The sequence below is a fragment of the Flavobacterium turcicum genome (assembly GCF_011365745.1).
Lineage (GTDB): Bacteria > Bacteroidota > Bacteroidia > Flavobacteriales > Flavobacteriaceae > Flavobacterium > Flavobacterium turcicum.
Window position 1 is genome coordinate 846,889 of the sequence record NZ_JAAOBY010000001.1, and the last position, 15,231, is coordinate 862,119.

14 protein-coding genes are annotated in these 15,231 nt (G+C 34.1%); 9 read left to right on the top strand and 5 right to left on the bottom strand.

Annotated elements, in window-relative coordinates:
- The first annotated feature begins 65 nt into the window (after positions 1 to 65).
- Complete coding sequence (locus tag G9Q29_RS03705; protein ID WP_166133388.1) at positions 66 to 1,973, top strand: ABC-F family ATP-binding cassette domain-containing protein; 1,908 nt, start codon at positions 66 to 68, stop codon at positions 1,971 to 1,973.
- Between the two features lie 30 nt (positions 1,974 to 2,003).
- On the opposite strand, the gene G9Q29_RS03710 is transcribed toward G9Q29_RS03705, so the two are convergent.
- Positions 2,004 to 2,972 (bottom strand): App1 family protein, encoded by a 969-nt coding sequence (locus G9Q29_RS03710; protein WP_166133390.1) that lies wholly within the window; start codon positions 2,970 to 2,972, stop codon positions 2,004 to 2,006.
- 61 nt (positions 2,973 to 3,033) lie between these two features.
- Here G9Q29_RS03710 and G9Q29_RS03715 point away from each other — a divergent pair, with 61 nt between their 5' ends.
- The gene (locus G9Q29_RS03715; RefSeq protein WP_166133392.1) at positions 3,034 to 3,921 is read left to right on the top strand and encodes a diacylglycerol/lipid kinase family protein; all 888 of its coding nucleotides are present in this window, start codon (positions 3,034 to 3,036) and stop codon (positions 3,919 to 3,921) included.
- On the opposite strand, the gene G9Q29_RS03720 is transcribed toward G9Q29_RS03715, so the two are convergent.
- A complete protein-coding gene (locus G9Q29_RS03720; protein WP_166133394.1) occupies positions 3,914 to 5,062 on the bottom strand; it encodes a GNAT family N-acetyltransferase in 1,149 nt (382 codons plus the stop codon). The two genes, G9Q29_RS03715 and G9Q29_RS03720, sit on opposite strands and share 8 nt — an antisense overlap.
- A 97-nt stretch (positions 5,063 to 5,159) precedes the next feature.
- Here G9Q29_RS03720 and G9Q29_RS03725 point away from each other — a divergent pair, with 97 nt between their 5' ends.
- Positions 5,160 to 5,441, top strand: a complete 282-nt coding sequence (locus tag G9Q29_RS03725; protein WP_166133396.1) for a 4a-hydroxytetrahydrobiopterin dehydratase — start codon at positions 5,160 to 5,162, stop codon at positions 5,439 to 5,441.
- Positions 5,442 to 5,478: 37 nt separating this feature from the next.
- On the opposite strand, the gene G9Q29_RS03730 is transcribed toward G9Q29_RS03725, so the two are convergent.
- A complete protein-coding gene (locus G9Q29_RS03730) occupies positions 5,479 to 5,961 on the bottom strand; it encodes a DUF1761 domain-containing protein (RefSeq protein WP_166133398.1) in 483 nt (160 codons plus the stop codon).
- Positions 5,962 to 6,138: 177 nt separating this feature from the next.
- Between G9Q29_RS03730 and G9Q29_RS03735 the strand changes: the two genes are divergently transcribed.
- From G9Q29_RS03735 to G9Q29_RS03760, 6 genes are all read left to right on the top strand, one after another.
- Positions 6,139 to 6,993, top strand: coding sequence for a leucine-rich repeat domain-containing protein (locus G9Q29_RS03735; protein ID WP_166133400.1), 855 nt, complete (start codon positions 6,139 to 6,141; stop codon positions 6,991 to 6,993).
- A 313-nt stretch (positions 6,994 to 7,306) separates the two neighbouring features.
- Entirely contained in the window at positions 7,307 to 8,338 is a 1,032-nt protein-coding gene (locus tag G9Q29_RS03740) for a LacI family DNA-binding transcriptional regulator (RefSeq protein WP_166133402.1), read from the top strand.
- A 463-nt stretch (positions 8,339 to 8,801) separates the two neighbouring features.
- Positions 8,802 to 8,972 carry a hypothetical protein gene (locus tag G9Q29_RS03745; protein ID WP_166133404.1) on the top strand — a complete coding sequence of 57 codons (171 nt, stop codon included), beginning with the start codon at positions 8,802 to 8,804 and terminating at the stop codon, positions 8,970 to 8,972.
- Between the two features lie 335 nt (positions 8,973 to 9,307).
- On the top strand, positions 9,308 to 9,823 hold the full coding sequence (locus tag G9Q29_RS03750; RefSeq protein WP_166133406.1) for a cupin domain-containing protein: 516 nt from the start codon (positions 9,308 to 9,310) through the stop codon (positions 9,821 to 9,823).
- 795 nt (positions 9,824 to 10,618) lie between these two features.
- The gene (locus G9Q29_RS03755) at positions 10,619 to 12,925 is read left to right on the top strand and encodes a GH92 family glycosyl hydrolase (protein ID WP_225872878.1); all 2,307 of its coding nucleotides are present in this window, start codon (positions 10,619 to 10,621) and stop codon (positions 12,923 to 12,925) included.
- A gap of 208 nt (positions 12,926 to 13,133) precedes the next feature.
- Positions 13,134 to 13,970: an alpha/beta hydrolase gene (locus tag G9Q29_RS03760; protein ID WP_166133408.1), complete on the top strand. Its 837-nt coding sequence runs from the start codon at positions 13,134 to 13,136 to the stop codon at positions 13,968 to 13,970.
- A gap of 209 nt (positions 13,971 to 14,179) precedes the next feature.
- Here the strand turns inward: G9Q29_RS03760 and G9Q29_RS03765 are convergent, their stop codons facing one another.
- Positions 14,180 to 14,749 carry a hypothetical protein gene (locus tag G9Q29_RS03765; protein WP_166133410.1) on the bottom strand — a complete coding sequence of 190 codons (570 nt, stop codon included), beginning with the start codon at positions 14,747 to 14,749 and terminating at the stop codon, positions 14,180 to 14,182.
- Complete coding sequence (locus tag G9Q29_RS03770) at positions 14,736 to 15,230, bottom strand: RNA polymerase sigma factor (protein WP_166133412.1); 495 nt, start codon at positions 15,228 to 15,230, stop codon at positions 14,736 to 14,738. The genes G9Q29_RS03765 and G9Q29_RS03770 overlap by 14 nt, the downstream gene beginning before the upstream one ends.
- Between the last annotated feature and the right edge of the window lies 1 nt (position 15,231).

A 15,231-nucleotide genomic window follows, 5' to 3' on the forward strand; every position in this document is an offset into this window, starting at 1 on the left:
CTGATTTTAGTCCTACCAGAAGATAGGCAAATTTAATAAATCACAGAGGAATAAAATCACAATACATGCTTAATATACATAATTTATCGGTTTCTTTTGGTGGCTCTTATTTGTTTGAAGAAGTTACTTTTAGACTCGGTGCAGGAGATAGGGTTGGATTAGTTGGAAAAAATGGTGCGGGAAAATCAACCATGTTGAAAATGTTAGCGCGTGACTTTGCTCCAGACTCGGGCGTCATTTCTCAAGAGAAAGATATCAAAATGGGTTTCTTACGACAAGATATCGATTTTGAACGCGGTAGAACTGTTTTAGAAGAGGCATACGAAGCATTTACAGAGATAAAAGCTGTTGAGAAAAAGTTAGCAGAAATCAACCACCAATTGGTAACAAGAACGGATTACGAAAGCGATGAATACAGCCAAATTATAGAAGATCTTTCTGATTATACGCATCGATTTGAAGTTTTGGGCGGTTACAATTATGTGGGCGACACTGAAAAAATTCTTTTGGGTCTTGGTTTTAAAAGAGAAGTTTTTGACAACCAAACCGAAACATTTTCGGGAGGTTGGAGAATGCGTATTGAGTTGGCCAAATTACTACTGCAATCGAATGATGTTTTATTACTGGATGAGCCTACGAATCACTTAGATATTGAAAGTATCATTTGGTTAGAAAGCTTTTTACGTAATTACCCAGGAGTTGTGGTGATTGTTTCGCATGATAAAATGTTTTTGGATAACGTAACTAACAGAACTATTGAAATTTCATTAGGAAAGGCATACGATTTTAATAAGCCTTATTCTCAATATTTAGAATTGCGTCATGAAATTAGAGAGAAACAATTAGCTACTCAAAAAAATCAGGCCAAGAAAATTGAGGAGACTGAAAAATTGATTGAAAAGTTTCGCGCCAAAGCATCGAAAGCATCAATGGCACAGTCCTTAATTAAAAAATTAGATAAGGTGGAACGGATTGAGGTTGATGAAGATGATAATTCAGTGATGAATATTTCTTTTCCAGTTTCAAAAGAACCAGGAAGAGTAGTTATTGAAGCTGAGAATGTAACTAAAAGTTATGGTGACACAACGATTTTAAAAGATATAAGTTTACTTGTTGAGCGTGGAAGTAAAATTGCTTTTGTGGGACAAAATGGTCAAGGAAAATCGACTTTTATCAAAGCAATTGTTGATGAATTTGAATATCAAGGTTCTATAAAGCTCGGTCATAACGTACAATTGGGGTATTTTGCTCAAAATCAAGCCGAATATTTAGATGGAGAGATTACATTGTTGCAAACTATGGAAGACGCAGCTGTAGATACCAACCGTATGAAAGTACGCGACATGCTTGGATCGTTTTTATTTCGTGGTGATGATGTTGAGAAAAAAGTAAAAGTACTTTCGGGTGGTGAGCGTAACCGTTTAGCACTATGCAAGCTTTTGTTACAGCCAATCAACGTGTTGTTAATGGATGAGCCTACCAATCACTTGGATATTAAATCTAAAAATGTTTTAAAAGCAGCTTTGCAAAAATTTGGAGGAACGCTACTTTTGGTTTCTCACGATAGAGATTTTTTACAAGGAATGTCGAATATTGTTTACGAATTCAAAGACCAAAAAATCAAAGAGTACTTAGGTGATATCAACTATTTCTTAGAGCAACGCAACTTAGAAAACATGCGTGAAGTGGAGAAAAAGGACGCTGGTAAAGCTACTGCACCTAAAGAGAGCAATAAAGCTTCGTACGAAGACCAAAAGAAAGGTAAAGCTTTGCAGAACAAACTCAGTAAGGTTGAGAGTCAAATCAAACAATTAGAGCGCGACATTCAAAATGATGATAAAATGTTAACGTCTAACTACGACAAACACATCGAGGATGCTAAGTTTTTTACCGCTTACAATAAAAAGAAAGCAGATTTAGACCAACTTTTGTTAGATTGGGAAATCATTCAAGAAGAAATAGATAATTTATAATTCAAAAAGAGCTTTAAAAAGGCTCTTTTTTTATGAAATAACTCCAATGGATTTTGAGTGCGCAATAGCTTCGCTACTGTCTTTAAAATAGCAAACAGAAACCTTTAGTGAAGCAATGTTGTCTAAGGTTGTTTTTATTTTCTTTTTTGGAGACAATCCCGTTTGTCTAATGTAAACAGCTTTTACCGTTACGGGGAAAATTTTACAGATTGCTTCGTATAAAAAAGCATCTTGTTGCGAATCATCGCCAAGCAATACATATTCAAGGTTGGGGTAAAACTCTAAAATGTGTTTGATTTTTTCAAATTTATGATTGTGATTGCCTCTACCTGTCGAAAAGAAATCCCAAAGGCTAGTTTTGATGTCCTTAAGTAACAAAACTGCTTCGGGTAACTGATGCATTTCAGTAAACTTAGTTATAAACCGATATAGATTCCACTCGCTACTTGAAACATAAAAAAACACGTTGAACTCCTCACTTTGCGATCGACCGGCTGTGCTAAGCGCTTGGTAATGGGTTACAACATCATCATATACTGTGCGTTTATTGATGTTTTTAAAAAGTAGTTCGTATAGTTTTTTTAACGGATTAAAAGTGTGCGATACCAAAAAAGTATCGTCAATATCAGATATTATTCCAAGATTGCCCTTGTGAGGTCGTATAAAGGAGCCTTTTTCCGAAATACTTTTCTGTTTGTAGGGCGTGCTTACTTTGTATTCGTTCCAACCGTACTGCATTTCTGTATCCATTGGAATACAAAACTTAAAGTAGCCATCGTCTAGTGTTTTTGTGTGTATGTTTAGTCCTTTGTAATGCAAATAGACATCAGCGTTTGCCAAAGTTTTAATTTGAAACAATTTAATAATCGAACTAGCATTTTTTAAATTCTTCTTTTGAAAATTATATTCTTCACGGGAGGAGGGCTTAAAAACATGCCCCATGACAATCAATTCTTGGTCATTTGCATAGCCGCGATATAATTTTAGAATTGGTTTCATAAATTTTGGTACTTTTGAAAGAGTACAAATTAAAGATTTTTAAGTAATAAACGACGCGAAAGTGAAAAAGAATATATTGTTGGTGGTTAATCCTATCTCAGGTGATATTGACAAATTAGAAATTATAACTATGGTTTCAGAATTTGCCGAAAATCTCGGAGTGAATCTTGAGGTGTACACCACATCTGGCGAGGATGATATTGAAAACATCAAAACCTTGTATGACAAATCTCTTTTTGAACGAATCCTGGTGGCTGGCGGTGATGGCACTATTAAAATGGTGGCTGAGGCAATGGAGGAGCACGATGTTATCTTGGGGATTTTGCCAGCAGGTTCTGCAAATGGTTTGGCGGTCGATTTGAATTTACCAACTACCATTGAAGAGAATCTTGAAATTGCATTTTCTGGAGAAACAAAAGCCATTGACATGATTGCAATAAACGGTAAAAAAAGCATCCATTTAAGTGATATTGGTTTGAATGCTGATTTGGTTAAGAACTACGAAAACGGAAGCATTAGAGGTAAAATAGGGTACATGCTGCAAACTGTTTCGACACTAATTGATTTAGAACCTCCTTTTTTTGCAACCATTACAGGAGATTTTCCTACTGTTGCTTGTGAGGCGCGCATGATTGTTATTGCCAATTCACAAAAATACGGAACAGGAGTAACCATAAATCCAGCGGGACTGATGGATGATGGATTGTTTGAATTGGTGATTTTAAAAAATATGGATTTAGTGCTTTTTGGTAAAATTATCACCGGAAACATGCCAATAAATGATGAAGATGTCGAAATTATTTCGACGAAAAAAGCAACAATAACGACTCAACAACCGGTTAATTTTCAAATTGACGGAGAATATTGTGGGAAGCAAACTAAGCTCGATATCGCTATTTTACACCAACAAATAAAAGTTGCAGTTCCTATTGTTACTAGCGCTACTTAAAAGGATTTCGTTCTTGCCAAATGGTTTCTGGCTCCAAATAAGGAAACAACAAGGGCATAAATCGATTAATGATTGGGTTGCTATGTCGCATCAAACCGAACATGTCAACTGGTACTGCACCAACGGAGCTTTTAATTTCAAGCGCCGTTCTTGCAAAAACAATTTCGTTAAATCCTTTATTGATTGAATAGGCAATCATATCGTATAACATATTCAAATACAACATCTTTTCTCGTTGTAGCAAATCATCGTAACCCAAAAAATAGGTTTCCATAGTGTTGCCGTTTTTCAATAAAGTGTTAAATCCAATTAGTTCATCATCAATAAAGTATCCGTAAAATAAAAACTGGTCTTTGAGAATTTCTTTCAGCTTCTGGAAATGATTTTTGGCTAGAAAAAAGGTGTTAAAGGGAGCGTTTTTAGCGACGTGTAAATACAATTCATAAATGCGCTCTTCAAAATAAATAATATCTTCTAAATGTAATTTTCGTTTTTCGATTCCTGCTGCTTTTTTGCGAGCTCTTTTGTATTGGTCTCTGTATTTTTTTGATAATGCATCTATGTAATCTTGTTCGTTTTTCCAAGATTCTTTAATACGAAACAACATGGAAGGCTGGGTGCTAAATCGATAATAATTTTTAAACGAAGGAATTTCAAAATCACTGATTTCCTTCTTCTCAAAATCCTTGTAAGTACTGATGTGTACTTTTTTACCTAATGACTTATATTTTTTTTCTAATGCTTTACTCGCTTGCTGAATGCATGCCAACGCTTCTTTTTTGGGAGTATCACTGGCGAAAGCCATAGCGTTTTGACCTGTAAGCATGTTGTTGCCCATAACTAATACGTGGGCTCCAAAATTTTTAAAGGCAAAGTTACGGATGTTTGTTTTTAATGATTTATCGCGAGCACCGTATGATGGTACTTGGTTTAAATCTAAAAATTGACCAAGTGCAATTCCTTTTAATTGGTTTTCCTGATAAATCCCAATAAAATGGCAATCCATATTTTCGGGTGCTGATTCCTCTAAAATTTGTAGGTAATTACGAGTAAGAAAAAGATTGGTCACAGCAATAGTGTCCCACTCTAAAGGAAGAGTAATAGCTGAAGTAAATAATTGAAATGAAAACGAGGAGGTCAATAGGATTTTTAATTTTCCTCAAAATTAAGTAATAATCTTAATGTTTTATATCTTCTTGATTAAATAGCTATCTTTAACCTGATAAAAAGATATAAAAATGAAAAAATTAACTCCAGATGTTCTCAAGCCAGCATTAGCCAAGCTTAGTGGTTGGGAATTGAATAACGATCGTATTTGCAAAGACTTTATTTTTTCTGATTTTAAACAAGCTTTTGCTTTTATGGTTCAAGTGGCGCTGCTGTGCGAAAAACAGAATCATCATCCAGATTGGTCAAATTCTTATAATAAAGTTTCAATTGCCTTAACAACTCACGATCATAATGGAGTTACTGATTTAGACCTGCAAATTGCGGAAGCAATTGAAACGATAAAACAATAAAAGCTAGTAGTTAAAAAATAATTACAAAATGCTTAGATTATTGCCAAGCGCAAATAATACCGCCCATAATCATAAATGATACGATCCAATATCCGCTAACAATTGCTGTGTAAGTAAAACTACGTTTTTCGTGTAAAGCGGTTGTTCCTATTATCGGTAAAACCAAGAAAAGCCCCGATAAGAAGCCATGAAGAGCTCCGTGTTTAAAGGTTCGAAAAGCTGTTCCGTAATCGTTCATAAATGCTCCATAAGATGGTTTAGCTGATGCTGGATCACCACCAATCATTCCTAATGCACCAAATTGATGAATAGTTAGTGTTTGCATTAAAAAACTAATCATTAGTGCGTAAATAATTGATACACCAAACAAAACAAATAAATTAGTTTGTTGCAATTGCGCCAAAGTTAGTCCTGTTTCTTTCATCCATCGTGTACCAAAAACTTTAGGGTGGTACCATATAGATCCAACTGCAAATGTTGATAAAGCGGCTACCAGCAGTGCTAAAAAATTGATTTCCATAATTTTAGTTTTTAAGTTGTTAAAACAAATATACTAAAACATTTGAAAAATGATTTCAACTACGTATTGTAAGGTATATCGTTAAAAAAAAACACAAATGATGTCGTTCGTCGATTTTATTTGCTGGTAAACCCGTTTAAGTGTACTTTCGTCCTGTTAAATCAAACATTTCAGCGTATGAAAACGAAAACTACTCTATTACTAACTATATTTTGTGCATTTTCAATGCTAGCTGCTGTTTCACCAAGCGAAAAAGAAGCACTTGTAAAATTGTACGAGTCAACTAACGGCAGTCAATGGAAAGTTAAATGGGATTTATCAGCTCCGGTATCTACATGGTTTGGAGTAAAGTTGCAAAACGATAAAGTTGTTGCACTTCAATTAGCAGATAACAATTTGATTGGAGAATTGCCAGCTGAAATTAAAAACTTAGAAAGTTTACAAGAATTAGATTTACACAAAAATCAAATTGCGGGGACAATTCCTTCTGCGATAGGAGAGTTAAAGCAAATGCAAGTATTGAATCTTTCGTTTAATAAACTTCAAGGTTCAATTCCAAACGCTATTTGTGAATTAAATAACCTAAAGAAATTAGAATTATACATGAATGGTTTATCTGGTGAATTGCCACAAGCCATCGGTGCTCTACGTCAATTAGAAGTGCTTTCGTTATTCAATAATCAATTAGAAGGTGAAATTCCGGTATCTCTTTATGAAATTAAAAATCTTAAAGCATTACTATTGAACAGTAATCTTTTGGTAGGTGCTTTGGACAGAAAAGTTGAGCAATTAACAGCATTAGAAAACTTAAGTCTTTTTGATAACAAAATGGTAGGTCAAGTTCCTTTTGAATTAGAAAAATTGAACAATTTGAAAGAAATGAATATATCTTACAACCAATTTAATGGTTTGGTTTCAAGAAATCTAGCTGTTTTAGATACCTTAAACATGACTATGGTAAACGATAAAGGCGTAGCAACCCTATTAGAGCTAAGCACTTCACGAAATACAGCGATTGCAGCCGAAGATTAACATTAATAATAGAATTCATATTTAGTTGCTTTTAATAAACTTAGTTCATTACAACCTGTGGAGTTTACTTTACAGGTTTTTTTGTGTTTTTTCATTTCTCGCTTTGCAAAAAAAACTATGCGTTGAAATCGTCGGTTACTAATGATTTTTTGGTTTAACGGAGATTTAAGAAAGATAAATCAAGGAAATATAAAAAAACAAACTGCATCTCGCATCGCTTATCCTTTGTTAATAATACTTTTATTATCTTTGGTGCTTACCATTTGGTAATCAATTAAAAGTAAATTGTCCGTTTTTTAATGCAGTTGTAAAGATGAAAAAAAAACCTGTTTCGATTAAATCAATAGCTGAACATCTTAAAATTTCAGTGACAACGGTTTCTTTCGTCTTGAATGGAAAAGGGAAGGAGAAACACATTTCTGATTTACTTATTCAGAAAGTATTGAATTACGCCAAAGAGGTAAATTATACACCAAATCAAATAGCGCAAAGTCTTCGTACCGGTAAATCAAATATTTTAGTATTTATGGTCGAAGATATTTCGAATAGCTTTTTCTCTAAATTAGCTCGTGTAATCGAGGATATTGCATACAGTAAAGGGTATAAAGTTATTTTTTGTAGCAACGAAAACAATGATGAAAAATCAATTGAGCTTATTCGTCTTTTTAAATACAGACAAGTAGACGGTTTTATCATTGTGCCTTCTCCCGGAATTAAAAGCGTGATTCAAGAATTGCTTGACGAAAATATACCAGTAGTTTTGCTTGATCGGTATTTTTCTGATTTAGATTGTAATAGCGTTGTGGTAGATAATGAACAAGCTACGTACAATGCAATTCAACATTTAATCGATAATAATTTTAAGAGTATTGGTTTTATTACAACAGATTCCACTCAAACCCAAATGACAGATCGTCTTGGAGGCTATGAAAGAGCTATTACAGAGGCGGATTTAGTTTCTAATGTATTAGTGATACCTTATGTTGAATCAAGCGCTGGAACATCTAGGGATTCTATAAAAAAATTCATTATTGAAGTCGAAAATAGAGACGCTGTATTTTTTGCAACCAATTATTTGGCTCAAACAGGATTAAAAGTACTCAAGAAAAACGCACCTCATTTAATTAATAAATTGGGCATTTTTACTTTTGATGATAATGAATTCTTCAAAATACATACCCCTACGATTTCTGCTGTATCTCAGCCTATGGTTGAAATAAGTACCGAAGTTATGAAAATTCTTTTACCGTTACTACAGCGAAAAGAAGTTCATGAAAGCCCAAAACGAGTTGTATTACAAGGAAAATTGAAAATTAGAGAGTCCTCTTTGGCAACTCCTAACTAGCAACTAGGCTCACGCTTTAAAACTAGTATTTAACTCTTTTTATTTTAACTATTCTTTGTCTTGTAAGGAAAGAACAGTACAATTTATTTTTTTAAATCCTGCCTAACGATTATAAAGAACTGTTTTACATCTTGATGTTTGACTTTTATTCAAAAAGTAATTTTTTTGTATGATAAATAGTAGGTTATCATACATTTTGAATTTAATTTTTTTAAAATTCAAATACTAGCCGTGTTACCAATTGGAGTTGCATTTTCATTAGCAAATAGGAATTGTCAATTTTGAATGAAATATGAATTAAGAAGCGCTGTCAGAAGTTTTTTTGTAGAAGAATTGCGAAATATCTCTGTTTAGCACAGTTGTCCGTTCTATTTTTAAATGATGCGAGTTGCTTTGCAGTTGGTAGAACATTGACTACTTATAAAAACACTAATGTTGTTTTAAGATTTGCTCCAAAAACATAATGTACCAATTATGGTGCTGTAACTTAAATGATACTTTGCCAATGGCTAAAGGCGTTACAATTCCGAAAACAGGACTTTTGCAGTATAAAGAATTGAAAGATGGTGCAGGAATAGATTATTTTCAGCTTGACAGTTTATTTAGTAATAGGGGAGGGCATATAGGGTTATAGCTACAAGCAGGAATAACGGAATTGGCAGAACTGAGTATTGAATCGGCTAAAAAGGTGTATCAAAAATTTACACTCAATTTAAGTTTATTTTTAACGCCTTTTCTGCGTAATTTTGCCGAAGTATATTAGTGTCGATAGGGAATTTACAAATAGTGAATGTATATTTCTGACTGCTTTAAAACAATAATTTGCTAATTTGGGATTAAAGATGCCTTTAGCAATTTTAGAAAACACCGAAGCAACTACTATATTGGAGGCAGCTTATTTTTACAATGAGGTTTTTTGGGAAAAAATAAAAGAGGAACTGCCTCATTTTTAATTTAATTATTTAAAAAATGCAAGTACAGTTAACAAACTTATTGGATAAAGCAGTTGTTTTTGATGAGATCAGAAATCAATTGCAAACGGCTAATTATACCATTGAAAATGAAGATCAAACTAGACCTTGGGGTGGTTTTTTTGTGATAAATGAAAAGGAAACAAATACTTTTGCTTCAAATTTTTTTCCTAATCTTGCTCCAGAGTCAGAAGATTTCACATCTAAGCGAAGCCCAAAAATTTTGGTTGTAGCGCCATCATGTAGACTTTCTTGGCAGTATCATTTCAGAAGGTCTGAAGTGTGGAAAGTAGTCAATGGACCGGTCGGAGTAAAAATAAGTGACACTGATGAAGAAGGAGATTTAAAAGTGCTTGAAGCGGGTGATTTTATCAAAATGAATACAGGAGAACGTCATCGTTTGATAGGTTTGAATAGTTGGGGTGTAGTAGCTGAAATTTGGCAACATACTGATCCCAATCATCCGTCAGATGAAGAGGATATTGTTAGGCTGCAAGATGATTTTGGTAGATAATTTTCAAGATGATTCTTTTCAACAAAGGAAGCTAATTACAAAAAAAGTAAAGTCTAAAAGGTTTATTGCAGATGCAATAGACCTTTTTTTATAGAATTTAGTCAGGGTATTTTAACGAATATTCTTTGTATCGAAATCTAAGATTTAATTTTTCTGGTAGATAAAAACAGAAAAAGTATTTTTCTAAAATTGTCTTTGGTTTGTTGTAATCCATTCATTTTTATAGACTTAAATAACTATTGTAGTCATTTGCTCGGTGAATTGAGTAATTCAATTGCTTTTTCGAATATCTACGTAATTATTCCTCCTATATTTATTTTTAAGGCTTACTTTTAATGAAGTGTTTTTTACGTTCTATGACTTTTTTAATGATTAATTTTTCAAAATTTTGATGTTCCTCAATCCAAATCCTATTAAGCTATCATGAAAATAAATTTAGGAAAAAATATTTTTTAAACTAAAACGTATTAGTATTTTTGTTAAGAAGGATTCTGGTATCACCTTTAATTTACTTTCGTTCAGTTTAATAAAATCCATGTTTGAAATTACAGTTTGGTGGTGCCAACAGTCTGTGTTAGTTAAATTGTATTTAAGCAAATAACTGCAAAATCAATATAATGTGTAATATAATTACAATCAGCAAAGTTGGTTTTGCAGGAGCAGTTTTAAAATAAACAAAAGATTTATAGTGAGAAGGAAACTGGTTTACAGCTTATTTTCGAAAGCTTGGTAAAAGATATTTTTAGAAATTCCGAAGTCAGAAAAGGAATAATTAACGCAATTAATAATGTAGTTTTGAGTATAAAAATAAATAGAATTCGGTTCGTGTTGTTGAGTCTGTTTTTCATAGTTTCGGGTACAGCACAAGAACTTGTGGTTACAGAAGCTAGGCAAGCTGTTGATTGGGTGAACCCGCTAATTGGTACCGATTCAGATTATGGAATCTCGAATGGGAACACCTATCCCGCCATAGCAATGCCATGGGGAATGAACTTTTGGACACCCCAAACAGGAAAAATGGGTGATGGTTGGGCATATACCTATAAAGCAAACCGCATTAAAGGTTTTAAGCAAACCCATCAACCTTCGCCGTGGATGAACGATTACGGTCAGTTTTCAATCATGCCGGTCACTGGTGATTTAAAATTTAAGGAAGAGGAACGCCAAAGTTGGTTTTCGCACAAAGCCGAAACCGTTACTCCATACTATTATAGTGTGTATTTGGCTGATCATAAAGTTACTACCGAGATTACACCTACCGAAAGGGCTGCACGATTTCGTTTCACTTTTCCTGAAACCAATAACGCATACGTTGTTATTGATGCCTTTGACAAAGGATCTTATGTAAAAATTATCCCTTTTGAAAGAAAAATTATTGGCTATACCACAAAAAATAGTGGTGGTGTGCCTCAAAATTTCAAAAATTATTTTGTCCTTGTTTTTGATAAAGATTTTGAAACAAATGCAACTTTTAATGGCGATGTTTTAGGAAATGCTTTAGAAATGCAAGCCAACCATGCCGGAGTAGTTGTAGGTTTTAAAACGAAATCTGGAGAAGCGGTTAATGTACAAGTAGCCTCGTCTTTTATCAGTTATGAACAAGCGGAACTGAATTTAAAAGAAATTGGGAATGATGATTTTGATGCGCTCAAAGAGAAAGGAAAAGCCATTTGGAATAAGGAGCTAAACCGAATAAAAGTAGAAGGCGGGACGACTGACCAAATGGGAACTTTTTATTCCTCATTGTATCGCTCGCTTCTTTTTCCAAGAAAATTCTATGAGTTTGACAAAAACAAAAATATAGTTCATTATAGCCCTTATAATGGTCAAGTACTATCTGGTTATATGTTTGTTGACACTGGGTTTTGGGATACTTTTAGGGCTTTATACCCATTTTTAAACTTGATGTATCCTGATCTGAATGCTAAGATGCAAGAAGGCTTATCGAATGCTTATAAAGAAAGCGGTTGGTTGCCAGAATGGTCAAGTCCTGGTTTACGCGATATCATGGTGGGTAATAATTCGGCTTCTATTGTATCTGAGGCGTATTTGAAGAGCGGAAAAAACTCAAAATACGACATCGAAAATTTATACCAAGCTTTAATTCACGGTGCCAATAATCCGGGGCCTTTGAGAGCTGTGGGTAGAGCTGGAGTTGATTTTTATAATACCTTGGGCTTTGTGCCACAAGACGCCGTTGATGAAAGTGCAGCTCGAACTCTGGAATATGCTTATGATGATTTTGCGATTTATCAATTGGCTAAAGCCTTGAAAAAGCCACAATCCGAAATCGACTTGTATAAAAAACGAAGTCTAAACTATAAAAATCTCTTTGATCCTTCTTATAATTTAATGCGACCAAAAAATAAGGACGGGAAATTTATTACGTCTTTTGATCCCTTTCTGTGGTTTAATGGTTTTACAGAAGGAAATAGTTGGCATTACTCGTGGTCCGTTTTTCATGATGTGCAAGGTTTGATAGATTTAATGGGCGGACCAAAGACATTTGTATCGCAGTTAGACAAAGTTTTTTCTGCTCCACCTGTTTTTGCGACGGGCAATTTTAAAGGAGGAGTAATCCATGAAATGAGAGAAATGCAAATTGCTAATATGGGCCAATATGCTCACGGAAATCAACCCATTCAGCACATGATTTATTTGTACAATTATGCCAATCAGCCTTGGAAAACGCAATATTGGGTTCGAGAGACGATGAACAGAATGTATCACGCCACTCCCGATGGGTATTGTGGTGACGAGGATAATGGGCAAACCTCTGCTTGGTATGTTTTTTCAGCTCTCGGATTTTATCCTGTGACTCCAGCATCTGATCAATATGTTTTAGGGGCTCCATTGTTTAAAAAGGCAACTATTCAGCTAGAAAACGGTAAGACAATTCAAATTAATGCTCCAGCAAATACTGTTGAAAATAGGTACATCCAATCATTGCAATTCAATGGTAAAACATATTCTAAAAACTGGATCAGTCATTCAGAGCTAATTAAAGGTGCTTCTTTAGAAATAGAAATGTCTGCAACGCCCAATCTAAAAAGAGGCACAAAAAAGGAAGATGTTCCGTACTCATTAACTAACGAAAACTAAAGGTAAGTTTGCTATCACATTTAGAACAAGTATTGATTTGTGGTTTCTATTTGTTATTGTGTTCCTACAAAATGATCAGTCCAAACAATTCAAATTAGCCTTTAGATAAGTTGTAATAATAATCAAGACTTTTTAGGTAGTATTAAATTGCCAGTGTACACGTTTTACTTAATTTTAGAGCTACAAAATAAATATGCTACCTTACGACATGATTAAAAAACAAATTTTCGCAATCTTTTTCCTTTTTACAGTTTCCATTTTATGGGCTCAAAAAACAGAATACGCTACGGTGAGTAACGTTTCTTATTATGATATTACTAACTCAAAGACCGATGAGTACGTTAAAGAGCGCTGCGTTTTAGATGTTTATTATCCAAAAAACAGCAAAGGTTTCGCTACGGTAATTTGGTTTCATGGTGGCGGACTTTCAGGTGGAAACAAAGAGCTACCGGACGGACTAAAAGACAAAGGTTTTGCAGTGATTTCTGTTAATTATCGGTTGTCACCAAAGGTAAAAGTCGAAAAATGTATCGAAGATGCTGCTGCTGCGGTAGCATGGACGTTTCAAAATATTGAAAATTACGGTGGAAATAAGTCGTTAATTTTTGTAGCTGGACATTCCGCAGGAGGTTACCTGGCCCTGATGGTTGGTATGGATAAAAAATGGTTGCAGGCAAAAAATACCGATGCGAATACAATTGCAGGTTTAATTCCGTTGAGTCCGCAAGTAATTACTCATTATGAATTGCGTAAAGAACGCGGAATTCCAGACACCCAACCTGTCGTTGACGCATTTGCTCCCTTGTATCATGTGCGCGCTGATGCACCACCGTTATTACTCATTACAGGCGATAGGGAGCTAGAAATGTTGGGTCGTTACGAAGAGAATGCTTACTTCATGCGAATGATGAAAGTTGTTGGTCATAAAGCTACAACGCTCTATGAAATTCAAGGTTTCGGACATAATATGGTAGAGCCTGCTTTGCCATTATTGGTCAATCAAGTGAAGAAAATAACCGCTGAGAAAATGGAACATTTAAAGTAATTTTTAGAATTGAAATATAAAATATAAAATTTTCAAAAATGCTTCGCTTCATAATTTTTGTTTTATTAAAAGTTGTGAGAATGTCTCTGACTTCGCACCTTCAATTTGAATAAAGCTCAGTAAATCTGAGATTAATAAAAAAAGCTCCAGATTTTAGACTGAAGCTTTTCTAGTAATGGGAGACGGTAAAACAGCTGCCAATTGTTTCTTTACGAAATGTTTTTCAAGAAGTGTAAAAGCTTGATTTCCTTTTGAATGAATCGTATCATAAAAAATGCAAAAAGAAATAAAAAAATATATCCGCTTAATAAAATGTAAAGATAAAAGCCTCTTGAGAAAATGTTTTTAAAGACAGGTAAAAGCAATGTAAATCCAGCTGTATACGTGAGGTAAATAATAGGAGTAAGGATGTAATGTATTTTTTTTCTCCAAGTATAAAACTGATATGCTAGTTTACTGTATTCTATTAATGTGAGATCAGTATTTAAATTGGCAAGCTTTTTTACGCTGATCCATTCTAAGGCTACGCGGCTCACAAGCATTACAATCATAATACACAAGCCAATACTAAACTGTATGTTTCTATAAGCACCTGACCAGATATAATAGAAGATTAATATTACAGAAGTTAAGCTCAAAATTATTCTGGTCCACAAATGACCGCGTTTTATTTTTTTAGTATGTGACTCCGCTTTTTTTATGATTTCGGTGGGAGTTGGTTGTGATTCAGATGCTGTCTGCTGATTCCAGATATTTTGTAATTCTTCAAATGTTTTCATTTTGTACACATTGAGTTAAACTTTTTTTGATTCTGTGAATTCTAACGCGAAGGGTTTCTTCGGTTATCCCGATTACTTCTGATATTTCCTGATATTCTAAACCGTCTAAAGTCATCAGGATGATCATCTTGTTCGTTTCTTCCAATTTTTGTATGCATTGATACATTTGTCTAAGCTGCTCATCTTTTTCGCTCGAATAGGTTTCTGAAACAATCTGAGGCAGGATATCGGTCCTGATTTCTTTCTTTGAAGATGATTTTCTCAAATAAAGAAGGCAAGTGTTTACTGCAATCCGGTAAATCCAAGTGCTGATATTTGATTCATTTCTAAAAGTGTCTAACTTCTCCCAGACTTTGATAAAGATTTCCTGAGTTGCATCAGAGGCTAATGCGGCATCGCCACAAAAATATCCTTTGCACAATCGAAACACTTTATTGTAATTTTTGTAATAAATCTCGTCGAATAATTCTTTTTTAGCCACC